Genomic DNA, 19,597 nt, shown 5'->3' with positions numbered 1-19,597 from the left:
TATTGAGGGATTTAAGTAATTATTCGACAAAATCGGTGTCAGAAAGGTTTTCTTCTAGGGTTTTTCTTTTCTCCATCTGACAGAGGAAATAACCCGTCATCATGGCAGAAGCCAATAAATTTGCCATATGTTGCTTATCGGTGACGATTTGCACGTTAAATCCTTCCGTGGGTAACATTCCCAATAACCCTTGTACGTTGTGGGTGATAATTTCTTTTATTTCAGGGGTTGCCGATTGAGCAATTCTTTCAAGAGTTTCTGGTTTTTGTTTTTGTAGATAATCTATTAAGGTGTTGTCTAAAGTTGTGTCTGATTCTCCGCCAAAAAAATTTGCGTTAAATGCCATTTATTTTTGTCCTCTATAGTAATTCTTCTTTTGCTCAGTTCCTCTTTTGTTTATAATATAAACGTTTTTTAGGTGGGCAGTTGGTCAATTTCAAAATATTGGTGAAATTTATCGGTAATTTCTAGCCAATACGAGCGTCCTTCGTCTTGACGACGCTTACGAATAAAACCTAATTCTAACAGTTCTTGGACGTGTTGATAAGCCCCGCTACCGCGCACGGTGATTAAGTCACTTTGTAGGATGGGATTCGTAAGGGCGATCGCAGCTAGAGTCCTTAAGGTGGCGGTGTTAAGGTCGGCAGGGACTAGATTTTCGAGCAGATTTTGGCAACAGTTCCGTAGTTGTAGGGCATATCCTGCGGGAGTTTCTACCACTTCCAGGGCGCTATCGGGGCGGTGGGCATAGTCAGACATTAATTTGATAAGGGCGGATTCTATTTCTTCTTCCCTTGCTTGGGTTAACTCCTCCATTTCTTCACAGGTGGTGGGTTTCCCTTTAAGATAGAGTATCGCTTCTATTTGAGTTACTAAATTAGAATTGTTATTATATTCTGTTCCCATGCACAAAAAGATTTTTAAAGTTTAGTACCCTATCATATCAAGCCCATGAGAGAAATTTTACAAATTGGTAGTCCTGTTTTACGAGAAGTTGCCTCCCCCGTGGAAAATATTAATTCCCCTGAAATACAAGAATTAGTGGATTTGATGTTGGCAATGGTCTTTGAGAGAAATGGAGTGGGGGTGGCTGCCCCGCAACTGGGCTACCCTTGTCGGGTGATAGTGGTGGCTTCCCATCCCAATGCCCGTTATCCCTATGCACCGTTGATGTCTCCTGTGGTAATGATTAATCCTGAAATTATTTTCCACTCTGGGGATTTAATAGAAGGGGAGGAGGGTTGCTTGAGTGTAAAGGGTAAAAGGGGTAATGTATTAAGGTATGGTGCGATCGCCCTTACGTACTACCATCGAGATGGAGAAAAACAAAAAAGAGAATTTGATGGTTTTATTGCTAGAATCATACAACATGAAATCGATCACCTCAACGGAATCCTATTTGTAGATCACGTCCAAGAAGCCCTTAAAACCGTCACCGTATAACTCCAGATGTACCGAAAAATCATCATCCTGTTTACCATTCTTCTCATCAGCGGTTGCCAAAATCAAAATCAATCCCTTAACGAAGATAACCAAAATAATAATCAAGAAGTAGAATCGGGCATAGTGCTTAATGATGCCACCATCGAACAATCCAACAATGATGGCGAAAACTTTTGGCGCTTAAAAGTAAGCAAAGTAACCTATTCCCAAGATAATAAAACCGCCACCATCGAGAATATTACCGCTAACCTATTACAAAATGGGGAAATAGTTCTCAAAATCAGCGCCCAACGGGGGGAAGTCATCAACGACGGCGAAGAAATTAACTTATTTGGAGAAATCATCGGCTTTGATACCCGTAACGATATGGAAATACGAGGGGAAAAACTGTTGTGGAAACCAGAGCAAAACTACTTTACCCTCCAAGAAGACATTGAAGTAATCCACGAACAAATTAGATTAGTTACCAAGGAAGCAGAATATAACACCGCCACTCAAGTATTACAACTGAGTCAAGAAATCATTGCTAATACCTTTGAGCCTCAATTAAAAATTATTGCCGATGCCATTATTTGGCAAATTGAAGAAGGAATAATCAGTACAGATTTACCATTTAATGTTACCCGTTACGAAGATGAGCAAGTAACCGACACCCTTAAGGCCACCATTGCAGAAATGGATCTTAATAATAATATTTTGATAGTGGAAAATAACATCGAATATCAATCCCTCAATCCTCCTCTACAGGGGGTAAGTAGCAGAATGCGATGGGATTATAACCGTAGAATCATTGAAACCGATAGGATGATTCGTTTGGTGGAAGTGGATGAGCAAATTACCATGACGGCTAATCAAGGTAAGGTGGATTTAGAAGAAAATAAAGTTTATCTAAGTAATCAAATTTTTGCAGAATCCGTCACCGATGAAGCGAAATTATATGCAGACTCCGTTGTTTGGAATTTAAATGATCAAAATATCGATGCTCAGGGTAATGTGGTTTATCAACAAATTAATCCTGTGGTCAATTTTCGGGGAGATAGGGCGCGAGGTAGATTAAATGATAATCAGGTGGTGGTAACTGGAAATACCCAGAATAGGGTTGTTACAACGATTTACCCTTAACCATTAATTTTTTTTTGACAAAGTATGAAACTTTTTTATATTAACTTTCGTCTTAGGTTTTAATGTCATAGGCAAAATATCTTCTATAAATTGCAAGAAAAAAGAGTACAAAAAATTCATCTCTTATGCTAAAAGTCTAGGCAGTGTTGTTAATTAAAAATTAAATATGTCTCACTTCAACCTCAATAACCAAAGAAAGACGGCGATCATTATTGCCTCCATTACAGGATTGGCTGTAGCAGGAAACAATGGTTTAGTTAATCAGTTAGCAGGTTTTCTTGACAGTGCTATGGTTTCATCTGTACAAGCTCAGACACGCACTATCAGCCCTCAAATTCGCTCCCAAGCAGTACCTTTGGATCTATTTTTAAGACAATCCGGGGCTAATAGTATCGCTATTCAAGGACAAAGGGCGATCGCACTTTTTGATGGTGGCAGACAAACGCCCCTCCAAGATGGAGCATATCGCCATGACAACCTAATATTTACAGTAGAAGGTGGTGTAGTTACCAGTTGTGCAGGTTGTGAACCCGATGATGCCCCTGATGATGAACCTATGTGGCTTCAATATTGCCCGGGGGGAAGATGTCCTGATGAGCCTGAAGGGGAAATAGTGCCTCAAAGAGATGTGCGGGGTACTTTTGAGCGGACTACTCCCACTAATATTACTCCTAACCGTACTCAACCCAGTATCACCCCCAATACGACTCCCACTCGTATCACTCCCAATACAACTCCTAACCGCACCCAGCCTAATAATCCTTCTAACCGATTCCCTGGATCTCATTTTTAGGGATTAAAATCTTGATGGTGGGTAACTCCCACCACTTTATACCGATTCCGATAAAAGCACCTCTTCATTCCATTATATTTATGTATTTTGTCATCAAACTAAGCAAACTGTGCAACCTTCGCTGTCATTATTGCTATGAGTATGACGAGTTAGGAAATAAAGAAAGAATGTCCGTTACTCAATTAGAGTCTTTTTTTCGCCATGTAGCTGATTATTTTGCACATCAAGCACCTTCTACCATACCTGAGTTTGTTTTTCACGGGGGAGAGCCGTTATTATTACCCCATGATTATTTTCGGACTTTTTGCGATTTACAAAAAAAATATTTAGCTAGTAAAGGTATTAAGTATCGCAATAGCTTACAAACTAATTTGTTTCAAGTGGGCGATCGCACCTTAGACTTATTACAAGAATTAGATATAGCCCTAGGGGTATCCTTTGACGTATATGGAGAGCAAAGGGTAGATATAAAAGGAAAAGACTCAAGGGATAACGTCATGGACAACCTACAAAAATTAATTGACCGTAGAATGTCTTTTGGTGTTATCAATGTCTTACACGCCCAAAACATAGACTATGTAATCAATACCTATCACTTTTTTAACCAATTGGGTATCGATTATCGTATATTGCCCGTATCTAGTATGGTTGATCCTTCCCCCAGAATGCAACCCTTAATGGTGAGCCATCAGCAAACCGTCCAAGCCTATCAAGCCATAGCCTTAGAACAATTTAGCACCCCCAGCAAGATCAAAATTTATCCCCTACGGGATTATTTCTTGGCCGCCATACGCTACCTTAGTGATAAAAAAGTAGCCAAATTTGAACCAGCAAAAAAAGAGTGGGTAGCCATCGTAAATGTTAATGGTGATATTTATAACTATGGAGAGGCTTACTTATCTCAAGGATATATGGGCAATATTTTTAAACAAAGTTTATCAGAAATTTTAAATTCCCCCGAACATCAACAAACGGTAACGATGCGAGAAAAAAGGATGAAAACCTGTCGCCGTTGTGTTTTTGATCAAAAATGTCATCAAATCCCCATCGCAGAATCCCAAAAGAGCGATCGCACCTACAATCAAAAAGGAGAGCTAGAATGTACCATAGCTAAACCCATGATTCAATTCATGGTGCAACAAATCGAACAATCACCCCAAGCCCAACTACTACTAAAATCCTATGGCATTTCCCCAGAGTTAGCCACAGAATACCAATTCTAAGTTATGAATTATTAACTAATCGTTCGAGACTAGAAAAACAATCGATATGATATGGAAACAAAATAAATTGATCTTAACCTCTCAAATCCATCGCCCATGTTAAACACCCTTGACTTAAAGCTATCCCTCGACAAAAAAAGCTATCACGAGCAGATAGAAGCCTTAATGATTGAATTGCGATCGCTCCAGAACACCTGTTGGCAAGAAAAAATACCCATCATAGTGGTGCTAGAAGGCTGGGCAGCCGCAGGAAAAGGGAAAATAGTTCAAAAAATAACTAACTACATGGATCCTCGAGGATTTGACGTATATCCCACCCTAGCGCCCACCACCCAAGAACAGAAATATCCTTTTCTTTGGCGCTTTTGGCAAAATCTTCCCCCCCAAGGCAGTGTCGCCATCTTTTACCATAGTTGGTACATCCACGTATTAGAAGATCGACTTTTTGATAGACTTCCTGAGAATCAAACCCCCCTTGTCATGAGAGATATTAACGCCTTTGAGCGTCAATTGATTGACGATGGGGCAATCATGGCAAAATTTTGGTTACATCTAAGCAAAAAGGAACTAAAAAGCCGTCTCAAAGACTATCAAGAAGATGAACTAGACTCATGGAGAGTACGCCCCGAAGATTGGCAACAACAAAAACACTATAAAGAATACTCCGCCCTAGCCGAAGAAATGTTGATTTATACCAGCACAGGATTTGCGCCCTGGACATTGGTAGAAGCCGACTGCAAACGGTGGGCAAGGGTAAAAGTATTAACTCAGTTAGTCTCAACCATTCGAGCCGCCCTACAGCAACGTAAAATCATATCAGAAGCTCTTTCCTTACCTCCCCAAACTGAATTATTACCCACTGAGCCAGATTATTTAGATAGGGTAGATTTAACCCTACACTTACCCAAGGATGAATATAAAACAAGATTAAAATCTGCTCAGGTAGAATTAAGAAAATTACAAAGGGAAATTTTTGAAAAACAATTAGGGGTAGTGCTTCTATTTGAGGGGTGGGATGCCGCAGGAAAAGGAGGTGCCATTAAAAGAATTACCGATATTTTAGATCCTCGTAATTACAAAGTTCATGCCTTTGCTGCCCCCACGGAAGAAGAAAGAGTCCATCATTATCTCTGGCGTTTTTGGCGTAAACTCCCCCAGTTAGGTAATATTGGCATTTTTGATCGCACTTGGTACGGTAGAGTATTAGTAGAAAGGGTGGAAAATTTTGCCACGGAAGTAGAATGGCGTAGGGCATATCGAGAAATTAATGAATTTGAAGCCCAATTGGCAACGGATAATTATTTGATTATTAAGTTTTGGATACACATTAGCCAAGAAGAACAATTAAACCGTTTTGAAGCTCGAAAAAATGATCCTTTTAAAAATTATAAATTAACCGATGAAGATTGGCGTAACCGTGAACAATGGGATTTGTATGATGTGGCAGTGAATCAGGCGATCGCCCGTACTAGCACCCCCCTAGCCCCATGGAAAATTGTTCCGGGAGACGAAAAATATTACGCTAGGGTATATGTTTTAGAAACCATCGTCAATGCCATTAAGAAGAAAATACACCACGGATAAAAGTCGGGTGGGCATTGCCCGCCTTACAAAATTGTGACTATTCCCTAATCTTACGATTCCATTTTTTTTATCAATTCCTATGGAGTTTCCGCAGTTTTAAGCCAATCAAATAAAATATTGTGAAATAAATCGGGTTTTTCATCATGGAGACAATGCCCTAATCCATCTAATAATTTTAGGGTAATTAAAGGATTAACGGTGGCAAGTTGGGGTGCTATGGTGGGAGGGATGAAGCGATCGCCCTTGCCCCAAAGTAGTAACATAGGAATATTAACCTGCCGTAATAAATCCTGTGCTGATAAAGAAAAATCAGATTGATTAACCGACTTACTAAGGGCAATAAGAGTACGCGCCGCGCCCTTATCTTGGGGAGGAGTGGCAATAATATCCACCAACTCATCATCCACCGCAGTTTTATCCCCATAGGCAACCCCCAACCATTTACGAATTACCCCGGGGCGACGGGCAATCAAAAAAATCATCCTAATCAGTAGAGGAGAAGCCACAATACTTTCAAGGGTTTTCACCACAGGTACGGCAAATTTCGGTAACATTTTTTCCCTTGCCGACAAGTCAGGTAAACTCAACATCACCAATTTATGAACCATGGCGGGATGTTGGGCAGTGGCACAGAGGGCAATTAACGAACCAATGGAATTACCAATTATAATTACAGGTACATTGATAAAAGTTTGCCAAAAATCATATACCAGTTGTGACCACACACTCACATCATAATTAGTATAAGCCTTACGGGATGCTCCAAAACCGAGTAAATCGAGAGCATAAACCGTGTGATTTTCCTTTAAAACGGGAATATTGTGGCGCCAATGACCAATAGAAGCCCCAAAACCATGTAAGAGGATGATAGGAATATCATTATCCCTATTTTTTGGGTTAACCCTAGTATAGCTATAGCGAATTTTCCACCCCCGCCAATGCCAATCCCTCTGATTTCCTGTTTTTTCTTGCCAAGTGAGATTTTCCATGATGGGCGGTGAGCGATTAAAGAATATAGAGTTATGGATTAGAAAAAAATAAAAGTTTATTATCTATTCTCAATTATCCATTATCAATTAATTATGTGCTACTCAAAAGAAAAACCGATCGCCCTTAACTCTTGCTCTAATTGTAAGGCAAATGGGGGATTTTGTTGACGATGGAGCATTAGCGCCCGTTGTAAGGCTTGTTGACTTTCTTCGTATTGCGCCTGTCTGTATAACAATAATCCTAGATTTTGATAGGCATAGGCATCGGTAGGATTAAGTTTAATGGCGGTTTGATAGGCACTGATGGCTTTAAAGTTACGTCCCAAGGCCTTGTAACATAACCCTAGATTGTAATAAACGAGGGCAAAATCTGGCTTTATTTTCAAACATTCTTGGTACAACTCGATCGCCTTTAGATATTCCTTTGACTGGTAAGCTAAACTAGCATAGTTATGGTACGCTCCTAACTTTATTATAGGTAAAAGGGGCAGGGCGATCGCCCTTTCGTAGTGTTTTATGGCGGAGTCAAACTGATTATCCCCCACCGAAGCATTAGCCAGATGGTAATGTAACTCAAATGTCACCGCAGGACTACTACCATGTAACTTTAAACCCTTGGTTAATAACTTTAATCCCTTCTTCTTTTCCCCCAACTGTAGATAAAGCGCCCCCAACTTACTGCACACATAACTATCATTAGGATTTTCTTTTAGATAAGACTCCATGGCAACCCTTGCCCGTTTAGCCTTATCCTGTGCCTCAATAATAGCGGGTTGATAACCATAATGGGCGATCGCCACTTCAGGCAAATCCACCACCTGCCAACTGCTTTCCGCCTGTAGTAAATCCACCACCGCATCATCAATCAAAGCATGGTAAGGGCGAGAAAACTTAATTTTCGGATGACGACGAAACAAACGAGACAACAAAGAATAAGGGGAAGAATTAGCCCCCACCTCATGACGAACTAAATTAACAACTAAATTCTTTTCATTTTTCACCGCCTTTTCTACGGCAGGAATAACACTCCCATTAAAAACCTCATCCGCATCCAACACCAATACCCAATCCGAGCGCACCAAACTTAAACCAAAATTTCGGGCATCAGCAAAATTATTATTCCACTCAAAATCTACCACCTTCGCCCCAAACCCTTGAGCCACTTCCTTTGTATTATCTGTCGAACCCGTATCCACAATTATTATCTCTGAAACCCAGTCCTTGACACTATTAAGACAGCTAGGTAAAGACTTCGCCTCATTCTTTACAATCATACATAGGGAAATATTACTCATCAGATTTTTAAGTTTGTTAATTTTGTCTTAACTTACAACCGCTACACTCAGACTATAATTACTGTAAATTTGTTTTTATTGATCAATTCAATCCAAGCCTTACAATAGTTTAGTTTAACCCTATCCAGACCACAAGGTTTAGCCCCATATTTTAAAAATTACTAAAAATAATCATGAGCCCAGACTTAGACAAGAATATAGCACAAGAACCCGTAGTTCAGATTGAAAATGTAGATGTTTATTATGGTACTCACAAAGCCGTAGCAGGGGTAAACATAGACATCCCCAAAAATAATGCCGTTGCCTTTATCGGGCCTTCTGGTTGCGGAAAAAGTACCATTCTCAGATGTATTAACCGCATGAATGACTTAGTCGCCAGTGCTAGGGTAAAAGGTAGAATTACTTTCAAGGGTAAAGATATTTACGCCAAAGGAGTTGATCCCGTAGGATTAAGATCTAGAATTGGTATGGTATTCCAAAAACCTAACCCCTTCCCCAAATCTATCTACGAAAACATCGCATGGGGTGCCAGACTAAATGGTTATAAAGGCAACATGGATGACTTAGTGGAAGACTCCCTACGCAAAGCCGCCGTGTGGGATGAAGTGAAAGACAAACTAAAGCAAAGCGGTTTAGCCCTTTCGGGAGGACAACAACAGCGTTTATGTATTGCCCGTACCATCGCCATTAAACCTGATGTTATTTTAATGGATGAACCCTGTTCTGCGCTAGACCCGATTTCTACCCTCAAAGTGGAAGAGTCTATCCATGAGTTGAAACGTGACTACACCATCATCATTGTTACCCACAATATGCAACAGGCTTCGAGGGTATCGGATTTAACTGCCTTTTTTAATGCCCGTAGTGTTGAGGGAGGAGGCGGAAAATTGGGTTATTTAGTAGAGTATGACAGAACGGAAAATATTTTCCAAAACCCCACGGAGGAAGCTACCCAACAATATGTAAGCGGACGCTTTGGCTAAGATGAGTGAGGGTTAGCCATGCCCGTAATATTTTAGGGGTTGTTAAAATAGTTTTGGTAGCCACAGAAAATACCAAGAATAATGCTATCAAAATAGATAAATGCTCTCGAAAATTAAAGCGATACCGAGTATTTGGCAAGTCAGGATAATTTTAACCGTTGGGGTTTTTGCTGTCTCTACGGCAGCAATTTTTGTGCGACTTTGTCAACAGGAGGCAGGGATATTTAGTGATGTGGGTTTTAGTTTATTTATTGCTTCCTCTCGCTTACTCATAACTGCCATCATTTTTAGTCCTACCTATAGAAATTTACGCCATACAAAGGCAAATGTGCAGACTATTCTTTTGGCGGTGGGTGCGGGGTTGTGTCTAGCTTTTCATTTTGCCACGTGGATAACTTCCCTTAGTTTTACTTCTGTGGCGGCTTCTGTAACCATTGTAACCACTAATCCCCTTTGGGTAGGGCTACTGTCTTGGGGTATATGGGGCATTAAGTTAAAGTTTCGTAATTGGTTAGGCATTGCGATCGCCCTTGGGGGTAGTATTATAATTGCTTTGGGTGGTAATGGTGGAGATGGGGCAGGGAGTAATCCTCTTTTGGGGGCTTTTCTCGCCCTTTTGGGTAGTTGGTTTGCCAGTGGCTATATACTGTTGGGCAATCAGGCACAAAAACAAGGTTTAAAAATCGGAGAATATGTGGCGATCGCATATCTTACCTCGGCTCTTTGTTTATTGCCATTACCCTTCATTTTTGGCACAGGATATGGAGGTTATTCTTCTCTAATATATATTTATCTAGTGCTAATGGCGATCGTTTCCCAAGTCATTGGACATACCAGTTTCAATTGGTCTTTGCGTCATCTTAGCCCTACCACCGTATCATTAGTAATTTTATTAGAACCCCTAGGGGCAACTTTTTTAGCGTTTTTACTATTCCGAGAAATACCATCTATGACCGTGTTTATGGGGGCAATTATTTTATTAATAGGAGTCATCACATCTGAATTTAAAAACCACCCATCGGAAACAACAAATGAGGGGAACAGGAAATAGGAAACAGTTTTTCAAAATATTCTAACTATAATCGATCCATAAAAAAGTGTACAAATAAAGCTAATAATGGGCTTAAGTCCATGGCTAATGAACCATAAATAAAAGGGTAATTTATCCCTCGGATTTAGTATTATTAATAAATTTGCTAATCTCATATTAAAATAAAGAAAAATTATAGTAAACAGAAAATATCATGCCACAGTTTATAATTACCCTAGTGGTAACAGCAGTATCCATGCTAGTTGCAGAGATACTTTTACCGGGAATATCCATTGATACCACCCTCGCCGCCCTGATTGGTGCTTTTGTATTTGGTATTATTAATGCCATTATCCGTCCAATCTTGGTACTTTTTACCCTACCCTTCACCATTCTTACCCTTGGGCTATTTTTATTTATTATCAACGCCATTTGCTTCTCCCTCGTTGGTTACTTTACCCCCGGATTTTCTGTAGATGGCTTTTTTGATGCTTTATTTGGATCAATTATTGTATCCTTTGTCAGTGGATTCTTAGATCAATTCTTTAAAAAAGATTAATTTATTGTCATCAAATTAAGTAGTAAATAATCACATTTAGAGAGGAGAATTGAAGAGGAAATTAATAAAAATAATTTTCTATCTTGGCTAAAAAAACAATTAATTAATCAATAAAAAATATAGATCTTGCGAAGAATAAAAATACTTAAAACTGTTGATTTTTAAATACATAACATAGTCCAAGAATATCTTTGATCTCCTCCTCTGTGTTCTCTATCTGCCAAATTTGGCTTTATGAGTATGATTACTGAAGCTAAATAAAGGACAATAGAAAGATATTAAATCTTAAAAAAATTATAACTATGAAGTCAGCAAAAATAGATAGTTTCCCCTTAAAAGCTATCTTGGAAGACACCTTAACTATTTTCTGGGGTGAGTGGTTAGATTTACGGGCAAGAATGGCTCAAATTGCATCTACGGGGTTAATTTCACCGTTAATATATGTCCTTGCATTTGGTTTGGGGTTGGGAAATACCATTGATAGGGTTAGCACCCCTGCGGTGGGAGATAGTTATTTAGAGTTTATTTTGCCGGGTATGGTGGCACTATCTTCCATGACGATTAGTTTTGGGGGTACTACTTTTTCCATATGTGGCGATCGCCTTTTCAGCAAAACCTTTGACGAACTGCTATTATTACCTGTACATCCCCTTGCTTTACATTTAGGCAAAGTATTGGCAGGAATCGTTAGGGGCTTAATGACGGCTTTTTCTGTGATAGTGGTGGCTATTTTGTTTACGGGAAAGGTTTTCAGTTTTATTAATCCCCTGTTTTTGGTGGTTTTAATCCTTAATTGTGCGGTTTTTGCTGGAATTGGGGTAATTATTGGCTTAAGAGTCAAATCTCTGGAATCCGTGGGGCTTTACAACAACTTTTTAATTGTGCCGATGTCGTTTTTAGGAGGTACATTTTTCTCTCCAGAAAGCCTACCCATGGTATTAAAAGTGGTTGTTTATCTACTACCCCTAACCTACACCACTACGGCCCTACGGGCAGCCGCTTACCAACCCATCAGCGTTTTTCCTTGGTATAGTATTCCTGTACTCTTAGTAATTGCGATCGCACTGGCTTTTGTAGGGGCATATCAATTTTCCCATCAACAGGAATAACCTTTGTGGTTGTCAGGACGCAAGAAACTGCGTCCATCGATTAGGAGTTACTACAATAATTAATTATTTTTAAAAAGTAAAGTACCTTTGCCCTGTTGAATCGGTAGAGTATCGATGATATTTTCTTGGGCGCAATATTTTAAATCATCCACCAGATTAAGTCTTAATAACCTTTGTCCATGGCTGGCTAGGGTAAATAATTTAACCAAATCATCTTGCCATGTACGATAAAGTGCGATCGCACTGACAACCTCATCATTACCAATTATATCCAGATCATAATCAGAAATAAGACTATGGGCGATCGCCCCAGCACAAACCGTATCCTCCAGGGAATAACCCCCTTCCCAACCAGAGCCAACCAACCAGATATTGTCAGGCTTTTTATCTTTCAAAAACTCTACCACCGCCCCAAAATTAATCATCGCCCCAGTAACCACCACCTCAGCATCCTGCACCCTCTGTAAAGCCCTAGTGCCATTAGTCGTACTAATAAACAACTGCTTATCCTTCACCACCTCAGGGGTACAATCAAGGGGAGAATTACCCATATCACAAGAATCAACCTTTTTTCCCCCCCTTTCCCCTAACCGTAACCTTTTATCAGAAGCTAAAGAATCACTTTCTGCCAACAATAAATCAATATCACTAAAAGCCCTTACCGACTCAGCCCCTCCACTCAAAGCCGTAGCGATAGTAGTCGTAGCACGGAGTACATCAATAACCACCGCACAATCAGGAATTTGACCTTCAGGAGTAGACTCAGGAGTATGATAAACAGAAATTTTCACAATAATTATTTTGCCTATACTGTCACAATCTGCAATTATATAACACCAAGGCAACCTTGAAAAAGTGAAAAAACACCATAAAAGGGGTAAAAAATACCCCAAAAACCACCCTAAATATTGCGCATTCTAGCACTACTGCGAGAGCGAGGAGAAGGGGGAGTTTGCAAAGGTTGATTACCCATATTTTGAGCCTCCCGTTGTTTAGCCTTTGTGGCACTACGACGCAACGCCTGTAAACGCTCCTCATATTTTTTACGTTGATTACGCTTCGGAGTTTGTTCGATTAAAGTTTTCAAGGCACTACCCAAACTTTGATACGCATTTTTCAAAGAATAACCGAAACGAGTAGCCAAAGTAATCGCCTTTTCATCCGCATCAATGGCGTCCTTCAGATTTTTTTCTCCATTATTTTTTTGCCAGAGACGATAACCAGAAATTCCACACAAAGATAAAGCTAACAATAACAATAAACCATCCTGCACCCACAATTCACCCACAGCACCCCCCAAACCAATGGCAAGGGCAGCCATTTCCCATCCTTCCTTAGGAATCGTATCATTTTGAATCCTCGCCACTTCATGCCAAAACATTAGGTTTCGTTGGTCAATAGCTAAGTTTTCCCATTTGGCTAAGTCAATTTGGATTTCAACCTCATCTTTTCCTAACTCCTCACTACGAATGAGGGGAGGATTAACTTCGGTGGAAGATTCAACCATTACCCAACTTTGTAACTCTGGAGGTAAGAGGGTTTTTAATCTTCTTAATTCATTCATTTCTGCTCTAGCGGAGGAAGTTGTATAAGAAGTCATATAATTATTTTACTTAACTATTATCTGTAATTTTGATCTTGTTGATCTTATTCTATGGTAGTGTAATCTTAATTTGAGTTGCTAAATTCTAACATGGAACGTGGTTTATTTTGGTTGCCGTTATTAATACTCTTCTTTTGGTTGGCATGGAGTGGTAAAAATGAATACCAAAAGCTGGAAAATTACAAAATTTGGGCTGAAGACTTCGATAAGTCTAAATATGATATTTACTCGGTATTAGGGAAAAAAGGAAATATCATTACTTGGGGTAAACCCACGGCAAAAGGTGTTATCAATGAGAGCAAGTTTTGTTTAGATGACATCAAAGAAATTAACCTAGTAAGCAAAGATAAAGTCGTTTTAGAAGCAGATTTATCAGAAAAACAAGAAGCTAATTTGCAATTTGTGACTAAAAAAAACGAACTAATTACTATTCCTTTTACTCAGGGGACCCTCGCAGGGCAATGGTATAAATATTTAACCCGAGATGACAAACTAGAGTCTTGATGGTAATTGTGGGAATAGATAATAGAAATTTTGTTTATTTTTTGAGGTTTTAAAGTGTTTTAACCCCAATGAATTAACATTTTTTCAGCGCACCCTAAGTAAGACCTAAAAAATTATTAAAAGTATTAACAAACTCTTGACAACCTGATAAACCACCATCAATATCTATTTTGATACGAGACATATTTTTAAAAACTAGATCGACATTATAGCTTTTTCTTCCCTTGCTGTCCTTATGTTCCACTAATTCTGCTGATTTTATCTCCCACATTTTATATTCTTTTTCATGGGTTTTTAATACATTTTTTTCTATCAAATAAAATCTTTGTATTCCTTTATCAAAAGTGCATTTTACTTGGGTAAAAAATAATAATGACACTGCCATTAAACCAGCCCCCGAAAGGACAAAAACTGATCCAACAGGATAGGCAAACCAACGATCATCCTGAATTATTTGTAAGTTAATATCCGATGAATTATTAATAAAATAGTTTATTTGATTGGTGTTATCTCTTTTCTCTTTTATCCCAGAACTATAAACTTCCGTCAGTGGTACGATTCCTTCTTTCGTAATTAAATTAACTCGATAAGTATCACTATCATCACTACTATTTACCCCTAATTCTGCCTTGTCTAAACTTCCTTTTTCTATGGTAATTACTTCCTCTCCCAATAAATTACGTCTGTTTAAACTACAACTAATTTCTCGGGATAAACTTTTCTGACATTCAAGGGTATTTACTTTACCAAGATCAACGATAATAAATATTCCTACCAGAAAAAAAGGTGATGCAAACAAAAAGAAAAATGCTCTTTTTAAAAAACTATATTTTGTAGCTTCTAAAATTAGTTTTGTGGCGGTTTGCTGGGTTATCTTCATGGCAAAACATCGTTATTTAATGAATCATTAATAATTACAAAATTTACTACGTGTCGAAATGATACCCATGATAATGTTGAAACGTTTGTTAAAATCGTAACACGAAACCGTCTTAAAAGAATGAGGTTTTAAACCCCACATTTTAAATAATTCATAAAATTACTCCTATGCCACGTAGATCAAAGCCTCCTTATTCCTATTCTGAACCCCCTTCTCGTAAAAGTAAATATGGCAATAGTTCCCCCAAAAAGTCATCGTTTATGGAAGGTTTAAACTATACCATCGTTGCTATTTGTGCGGGGATATTTATGCTGGGTATTGGTTTGGGCATTGCCCTAAGTTCAGGACAAGCTAGTAATAGCCCTAATGTGGCTTCTCGGGAGGTAATTGATAGGGCTGCACCTAACCCTGAAGTGTGTATCCAATTTGGTGCTAGTGCCATTGTTTCTGATTTACGGGTATTTATTACTCTCAACCCCTTCAATGTTTATGTTACTCAGCCGAGTATGCAACCGGGTTGTGTATTGAGGCGTAATAACTGGTCTATTCTTGAAAAACAAAATTTGGTAACGGATGAGCAGGTAAGACAGTGTAAAAATAGAATGAATACTTTTGGTTTTACTGGTCCTTTGGAAGCGTCTCCTAAAATTGAATGTATTTATCAAAATGATTCGGCGGGTAATTTATTTTTAAATCGCCCAGGGACGGTTAATCCGGGGGAAACAGGAAATTTTTAGGTTGGATAGTTTTTTAATTTTGTTCACTCGAATGTGATCATTTCCGATTTTTTTGTTATGGTCTATAATCATTGACTAATCATTAACGATTAAATTTATGTGCGGAATTGTTGGTTACATTGGAACTCAAAGGGCTGTTGAGATTCTCATCGGTGGATTGGAAAAATTAGAATATCGGGGTTATGATTCTGCTGGTATTGCTACTTTATACGATCAGCAATTAACTTCGGTGAAGGCTAAGGGTAAGTTGCACAATCTCCGCACTAAGTTAGAAAATAATGTTAATTATGCTCAAATTGGTATTGGTCATACCCGTTGGGCTACCCATGGAAAGCCAGAGGAATATAATGCCCATCCCCATGGGGATAATAAGGGAAAGTTTGCGGTGGTGCAAAATGGCATTGTGGAAAATTATCAAGATTTACGGAAGGAGTTGAAGGAGAAGGGGCATAATTTTGTGTCTGAGACTGATACGGAGGTGATTCCCCATCTCTTGGCGGAGTACTATAATCCTGAGGGGGATGATCCTTTTATGGATGCGGTGATGAAAACGGTACATCGTTTGGAGGGGGCTTTTGCGATCGCCCTTTTGTGTGCCGATTACCCTGAGGAATTAATAGTTGCCCGTCAAAATGCGCCTTTAATTATTGGTTTTGGACAGGGTGAATTTTTCTGTGCTTCGGATGTAACGGCATTGGTAAACCACACTAATGCTGTTTTAGCCCTTGAAAATGGCGAAATAGGACGTTTAACCCCCCTAGGAGTAGAGTTATATGATTTTGGGGGAAAAAGATTACGCCGTACCCCTAGGATACTAGATTGGAGTCCTGTGACGGTAGAAAAACAAGGTTTTCGCCACTTCATGCTCAAGGAAATCCACGAGCAACCGTCGGTGGTGCGCACTTGTTTGGAGGTTTATTTTAATCCTGATTGGCAACAAAAAGGCACTAAACCCGTAAATCTCAATTTAACCCCTGAATTAACTGATAATTTAGAAAATATTCAAATCGTTGCCTGTGGTACTTCTTGGCACGCTAGTTTGGTGGGTAAATATTTGTTAGAACAAATGGCAGAGATACCTACTTTTGTGCAATATGCCTCGGAATATCGCTATTCTCCTAGTCCGATTATGGCGAATACCATGACCATTGGGGTTACTCAATCGGGGGAAACGGCGGACACTTTGGCGGCACTGGGTATGGAAAGACAAAGACGAGCGGGGCTAGATAAGCCCTATCAACCTCGTATTGTGGGCATTAGTAATCGCCCTGAAAGTACCCTTGGTGGTATGGTAGATCAATTAATTAATACCTATGCGGGCATAGAAATTGGGGTGGCGGCAACAAAAACCTTTGTGGCACAGGTGATGGCTTTTTATGTGTTGGCATTGGATTTGGCTTGGCAACGGAAAACCTTAAGCCCGGAAAGAATTGATCAAATTTTGTCTGGTTTACTGCAACTTCCTACTCAAATTGAGAAGATTTTACAAACTCAGGAAGCAAAAATTGAGGAGTTAGCCCATAATTTTCCTGAAACTAGGGATTTTATTTTCCTCGGTAGGGGTGTTAATTTTCCCATCGCCCTAGAAGGGGCGCTCAAGCTCAAGGAGATTAGTTATATTCATGCGGAAGGCTATCCGGCAGGGGAGATGAAACATGGTCCTATTGCCCTTTTAGATGCCCATGTACCCGTAGTTGCGATCGCCATGGCAGGGAGTGTTTACGAAAAGGTCATTTCTAACGCCCAAGAAGCCAAGGCAAGGGATGCCCGTCTTATCGGAGTTGTACCCCAAAGTTATGATGATGAGGTATTCCACGATGTTTTGCATGTGCCAGAGGTAGATGAGTTATTGTCTCCTATCCTTGCGGTGATTCCTTTACAGTTACTTTCCTACTATATCGCTTCTTTGCGTGGTTTGGATGTAGATCAACCTCGTAATTTGGCTAAAAGCGTTACGGTGGAATAGTTGTAGGGTGGGCATTGTGTAATTTTGTAATATGGTAATAAAGTTGTATAACTTTTAATAAAGTCGTATATTAAAAAATAAAGTTGTATAATTTCAAGTAGAGTTGTATAACTTTGTTCGACTTTATTAAAAGAAAGATTTTACTCACAAACTGCCATGGCTCGAAAAAAAAGTGATTGGTCACAAAATAAACTGAGTCGATACTTACAAGAAGGTAGAGGAAAAGGAGAGGGAAAAAATTATGTTCCTTGGAAAAAAATTCAAGATTTTCCTTCTTGTGGCCGTTCTTCGAGAATATCTGGTTGGAAAACAAATAGAATTCATCACTTCTTTTCTGATCAAGAGAAGAAAATGTTTTTCTTGCTAGATTGGTCGGACATTGTTTTCGACATTAAAGAACATTATCCTCTCCAAGATTTAGAACTAGCAATGAAGATTGCAGATCAAATGGGAATAAAGTATCCTATTGATTCTCAGTCAAGCACTCCTTATATTCTCACAACAGATTTTATGATTTCTATTAAGACTGATGAGGGAATAACTGATGTCGCAAGAACTGTTGTAAGTTCTTCTGAACTTATTAAGAAAAGGAAAGTTGAGCTTTTGGAGCTAGAAAGAAGGTATTACCAAAATTTTAATATTAACTGGGGAGTAGTGACGGAAAAAGGTATATCAAAAATATTTGCTCAAAATATAGAGTGGGTTCACTCTAGTTACAACTTAGATGATACACAACAAAATATTAAGACTTTAAAAACAATTCTTAAAGAAGAACTCAATCGCAAAAACAAAAGCATACAAGAAATTACCTCTGATCTTGATAATGTGATGAATTTGGAGCTAGGAACTTCGCTTTCTGTTTTTAAACATTTATTAGCCAGAAAGGAAATTTATTGTGATATGAGTTCGAGGAAAATTTCTACAAAATTCTCAACAAGTTTCATCCAAATAAAATAAATATTTATCAAAGTTATGGACCACGAGATTTTCGTTAACGATTTAATTAAATGGGAATCAACTAACAATGATTTTGCTGGAATTGTAGAAAGAGTTTTATGGATTGATGAAGGGTATACAATCGCATTTATGTTGAATATCGAGTCAACCAAAGGATTTCCTCGTACTTTTTCTGTATCAGGCTTAAGAGAGGCTTTAAAACGAGGAGAGGCAAAAAAATTAAAAAAAGATCCTTGGTTCAAGATTATTGTGGAAGAAAATTTGTCAGATAAGGAAAAAGACATTCGGGATCATGCTTGGAATATTATAGAGCCAATAATTACACAAGAACCAGATATATATGATAGGAGTACGCGAGGAAATTTAGTTACACAAATAATAGAAAAATATAATCAAGGACGAGATAAAAATAAGTTAACAATAAGAAGTGTTCATAAATATTTAAGAAGATTTTGGCAGAGGGGAAAAATAAAAGATGCTCTTCTTCCAGACTATGCCAATTCAGGTGGTAAAGGGAAAACAAGACAATTGGGAACAAAAAAACGAGGAAGACCGAGAAAATTCAAAAACGTCCAAGAAATAGGCGAAGGAATAAATATTACAGAACAAGATAGACAGATATTTAGAATCGCAATTAATAAATATTATCGAGATTCCAAGAAAAATTCCTTACCAAAAGTATATAGAACCCATTTGGTATCTCAGGAAGCAGTGAGTCTTTTTAAAAGTAATCGAATAAAACATAAGTTAACTTTTTGGGTGGAGTTGAATAAGGTTCTTTCAAAGTTTTTGACCAAATTTTTACATCTTTCCATCCAAG

20 protein-coding genes and 1 pseudogene are annotated in these 19,597 nt (G+C 38.7%); 14 read left to right on the top strand and 7 right to left on the bottom strand.

The window, feature by feature from the left end; genetic code table 11:
• Window positions 1-19: 19 nt before the first annotated feature.
• Window positions 20-346 (bottom strand): DUF760 domain-containing protein, encoded by a 327-nt coding sequence (locus ACXITR_RS00850; RefSeq protein ID WP_457995338.1) that lies wholly within the window; start codon window positions 344-346, stop codon window positions 20-22.
• A 68-nt stretch (window positions 347-414) separates the two neighbouring features.
• On the bottom strand, window positions 415-906 hold the full coding sequence (gene scpB, locus ACXITR_RS00845) for an SMC-Scp complex subunit ScpB (RefSeq protein ID WP_457995337.1): 492 nt from the start codon (window positions 904-906) through the stop codon (window positions 415-417).
• A gap of 45 nt (window positions 907-951) precedes the next feature.
• Between scpB and def the strand changes: the two genes are divergently transcribed.
• The 5 genes from def to pap all read left to right on the top strand — a co-directional run bounded on the left by def (window position 952) and on the right by pap (window position 6,165).
• Window positions 952-1,443, top strand: a complete 492-nt coding sequence (gene def, locus ACXITR_RS00840; RefSeq protein WP_457995336.1) for a peptide deformylase — start codon at window positions 952-954, stop codon at window positions 1,441-1,443.
• A 6-nt stretch (window positions 1,444-1,449) separates the two neighbouring features.
• Complete coding sequence (lptC, locus tag ACXITR_RS00835; RefSeq protein ID WP_457995335.1) at window positions 1,450-2,565, top strand: LPS export ABC transporter periplasmic protein LptC; 1,116 nt, start codon at window positions 1,450-1,452, stop codon at window positions 2,563-2,565.
• A 166-nt stretch (window positions 2,566-2,731) separates the two neighbouring features.
• Window positions 2,732-3,358 (top strand): hypothetical protein, encoded by a 627-nt coding sequence (locus tag ACXITR_RS00830; protein WP_457995334.1) that lies wholly within the window; start codon window positions 2,732-2,734, stop codon window positions 3,356-3,358.
• Window positions 3,359-3,438: 80 nt separating this feature from the next.
• Window positions 3,439-4,581, top strand: a complete 1,143-nt coding sequence (locus tag ACXITR_RS00825) for a radical SAM protein (RefSeq protein WP_457995333.1) — start codon at window positions 3,439-3,441, stop codon at window positions 4,579-4,581.
• A 96-nt stretch (window positions 4,582-4,677) separates the two neighbouring features.
• The gene (pap, locus tag ACXITR_RS00820; RefSeq protein ID WP_457995332.1) at window positions 4,678-6,165 is read left to right on the top strand and encodes a polyphosphate:AMP phosphotransferase; all 1,488 of its coding nucleotides are present in this window, start codon (window positions 4,678-4,680) and stop codon (window positions 6,163-6,165) included.
• 77 nt (window positions 6,166-6,242) lie between these two features.
• Here the strand turns inward: pap and ACXITR_RS00815 are convergent, their stop codons facing one another.
• Both ACXITR_RS00815 and ACXITR_RS00810 read right to left on the bottom strand, forming a co-directional pair.
• Complete coding sequence (locus ACXITR_RS00815; RefSeq protein WP_457995331.1) at window positions 6,243-7,154, bottom strand: alpha/beta fold hydrolase; 912 nt, start codon at window positions 7,152-7,154, stop codon at window positions 6,243-6,245.
• Between the two features lie 98 nt (window positions 7,155-7,252).
• Window positions 7,253-8,428 carry a glycosyltransferase gene (locus tag ACXITR_RS00810; protein ID WP_457995330.1) on the bottom strand — a complete coding sequence of 392 codons (1,176 nt, stop codon included), beginning with the start codon at window positions 8,426-8,428 and terminating at the stop codon, window positions 7,253-7,255.
• 194 nt (window positions 8,429-8,622) lie between these two features.
• On the opposite strand from ACXITR_RS00810, the gene pstB reads away from it, so the two are divergent.
• The 4 genes from pstB to ACXITR_RS00790 all read left to right on the top strand — a co-directional run bounded on the left by pstB (window position 8,623) and on the right by ACXITR_RS00790 (window position 12,130).
• Window positions 8,623-9,432, top strand: coding sequence for a phosphate ABC transporter ATP-binding protein PstB (pstB, locus tag ACXITR_RS00805; RefSeq protein WP_457995329.1), 810 nt, complete (start codon window positions 8,623-8,625; stop codon window positions 9,430-9,432).
• A gap of 100 nt (window positions 9,433-9,532) precedes the next feature.
• The gene (locus tag ACXITR_RS00800) at window positions 9,533-10,483 is read left to right on the top strand and encodes a DMT family transporter (protein WP_457995328.1); all 951 of its coding nucleotides are present in this window, start codon (window positions 9,533-9,535) and stop codon (window positions 10,481-10,483) included.
• A 193-nt stretch (window positions 10,484-10,676) separates the two neighbouring features.
• Window positions 10,677-11,021, top strand: coding sequence for a phage holin family protein (locus ACXITR_RS00795; protein WP_457995327.1), 345 nt, complete (start codon window positions 10,677-10,679; stop codon window positions 11,019-11,021).
• A gap of 302 nt (window positions 11,022-11,323) precedes the next feature.
• Window positions 11,324-12,130, top strand: coding sequence for an ABC transporter permease (locus ACXITR_RS00790; RefSeq protein WP_457995326.1), 807 nt, complete (start codon window positions 11,324-11,326; stop codon window positions 12,128-12,130).
• A gap of 59 nt (window positions 12,131-12,189) precedes the next feature.
• Here ACXITR_RS00790 and ACXITR_RS00785 read toward each other — a convergent pair whose 3' ends face one another.
• Window positions 12,190-12,921, bottom strand: a complete 732-nt coding sequence (locus ACXITR_RS00785; protein WP_457995325.1) for a 2-phosphosulfolactate phosphatase family protein — start codon at window positions 12,919-12,921, stop codon at window positions 12,190-12,192.
• A gap of 110 nt (window positions 12,922-13,031) precedes the next feature.
• Window positions 13,032-13,730 (bottom strand): DUF3318 domain-containing protein, encoded by a 699-nt coding sequence (locus ACXITR_RS00780; protein WP_457995324.1) that lies wholly within the window; start codon window positions 13,728-13,730, stop codon window positions 13,032-13,034.
• A 93-nt stretch (window positions 13,731-13,823) separates the two neighbouring features.
• On the opposite strand from ACXITR_RS00780, the gene ACXITR_RS00775 reads away from it, so the two are divergent.
• Window positions 13,824-14,237, top strand: a complete 414-nt coding sequence (locus ACXITR_RS00775) for a hypothetical protein (RefSeq protein WP_457995349.1) — start codon at window positions 13,824-13,826, stop codon at window positions 14,235-14,237.
• 94 nt (window positions 14,238-14,331) lie between these two features.
• Here the strand turns inward: ACXITR_RS00775 and ACXITR_RS00770 are convergent, their stop codons facing one another.
• On the bottom strand, window positions 14,332-15,117 hold the full coding sequence (locus ACXITR_RS00770) for a hypothetical protein (RefSeq protein ID WP_457995323.1): 786 nt from the start codon (window positions 15,115-15,117) through the stop codon (window positions 14,332-14,334).
• Between the two features lie 167 nt (window positions 15,118-15,284).
• Between ACXITR_RS00770 and ACXITR_RS00765 the strand changes: the two genes are divergently transcribed.
• The 4 genes and pseudogenes from ACXITR_RS00765 to ACXITR_RS00750 form a co-directional block, all read left to right on the top strand.
• Entirely contained in the window at window positions 15,285-15,854 is a 570-nt protein-coding gene (locus tag ACXITR_RS00765) for a DUF3172 domain-containing protein (protein WP_457995322.1), read from the top strand.
• 97 nt (window positions 15,855-15,951) lie between these two features.
• Complete coding sequence (gene glmS, locus ACXITR_RS00760) at window positions 15,952-17,820, top strand: glutamine--fructose-6-phosphate transaminase (isomerizing) (RefSeq protein WP_457995321.1); 1,869 nt, start codon at window positions 15,952-15,954, stop codon at window positions 17,818-17,820.
• Between the two features lie 156 nt (window positions 17,821-17,976).
• Entirely contained in the window at window positions 17,977-18,777 is an 801-nt protein-coding gene (locus ACXITR_RS00755; RefSeq protein ID WP_457995320.1) for a TnsA endonuclease C-terminal domain-containing protein, read from the top strand.
• Window positions 18,778-18,792: 15 nt separating this feature from the next.
• Window positions 18,793-19,597, top strand: a pseudogene (locus tag ACXITR_RS00750) (DNA-binding protein); the annotation flags it as partial.

The sequence above is a fragment of the Cyanobacterium sp. genome (genome assembly GCF_054166785.1).
The sequence above is the reverse complement of the archived record's forward strand: the minus strand, read 5'-3'. Positions and strand labels throughout refer to the sequence as shown.

What these genes read in the sequence shown, in the direction of transcription:
- ACXITR_RS00815 (WP_457995331.1), bottom strand. Translation starts at nt 7,154, where the DNA reads ATGGAAAATCTCACTTGGCAAGAAAAAACAGGAAATCAGAGGGATTGG.
- def (WP_457995336.1), top strand. Translation starts at nt 952, where the DNA reads ATGAGAGAAATTTTACAAATTGGTAGTCCTGTTTTACGAGAAGTTGCC.
- lptC (WP_457995335.1), top strand. Translation starts at nt 1,450, where the DNA reads ATGTACCGAAAAATCATCATCCTGTTTACCATTCTTCTCATCAGCGGT.
- ACXITR_RS00795 (WP_457995327.1), top strand. Translation starts at nt 10,677, where the DNA reads ATGCCACAGTTTATAATTACCCTAGTGGTAACAGCAGTATCCATGCTA.
- ACXITR_RS00770 (WP_457995323.1), bottom strand. Translation starts at nt 15,117, where the DNA reads ATGAAGATAACCCAGCAAACCGCCACAAAACTAATTTTAGAAGCTACA.
- ACXITR_RS00790 (WP_457995326.1), top strand. Translation starts at nt 11,324, where the DNA reads ATGAAGTCAGCAAAAATAGATAGTTTCCCCTTAAAAGCTATCTTGGAA.
- ACXITR_RS00775 (WP_457995349.1), top strand. Translation starts at nt 13,824, where the DNA reads ATGGAACGTGGTTTATTTTGGTTGCCGTTATTAATACTCTTCTTTTGG.
- pstB (WP_457995329.1), top strand. Translation starts at nt 8,623, where the DNA reads ATGAGCCCAGACTTAGACAAGAATATAGCACAAGAACCCGTAGTTCAG.
- ACXITR_RS00825 (WP_457995333.1), top strand. Translation starts at nt 3,439, where the DNA reads ATGTATTTTGTCATCAAACTAAGCAAACTGTGCAACCTTCGCTGTCAT.
- ACXITR_RS00800 (WP_457995328.1), top strand. Translation starts at nt 9,533, where the DNA reads ATGCTCTCGAAAATTAAAGCGATACCGAGTATTTGGCAAGTCAGGATA.
- ACXITR_RS00755 (WP_457995320.1), top strand. Translation starts at nt 17,977, where the DNA reads ATGGCTCGAAAAAAAAGTGATTGGTCACAAAATAAACTGAGTCGATAC.
- ACXITR_RS00850 (WP_457995338.1), bottom strand. Translation starts at nt 346, where the DNA reads ATGGCATTTAACGCAAATTTTTTTGGCGGAGAATCAGACACAACTTTA.
- ACXITR_RS00810 (WP_457995330.1), bottom strand. Translation starts at nt 8,428, where the DNA reads ATGATTGTAAAGAATGAGGCGAAGTCTTTACCTAGCTGTCTTAATAGT.
- pap (WP_457995332.1), top strand. Translation starts at nt 4,678, where the DNA reads ATGTTAAACACCCTTGACTTAAAGCTATCCCTCGACAAAAAAAGCTAT.
- scpB (WP_457995337.1), bottom strand. Translation starts at nt 906, where the DNA reads ATGGGAACAGAATATAATAACAATTCTAATTTAGTAACTCAAATAGAA.
- ACXITR_RS00765 (WP_457995322.1), top strand. Translation starts at nt 15,285, where the DNA reads ATGCCACGTAGATCAAAGCCTCCTTATTCCTATTCTGAACCCCCTTCT.
- ACXITR_RS00780 (WP_457995324.1), bottom strand. Translation starts at nt 13,730, where the DNA reads ATGACTTCTTATACAACTTCCTCCGCTAGAGCAGAAATGAATGAATTA.
- ACXITR_RS00830 (WP_457995334.1), top strand. Translation starts at nt 2,732, where the DNA reads ATGTCTCACTTCAACCTCAATAACCAAAGAAAGACGGCGATCATTATT.
- glmS (WP_457995321.1), top strand. Translation starts at nt 15,952, where the DNA reads ATGTGCGGAATTGTTGGTTACATTGGAACTCAAAGGGCTGTTGAGATT.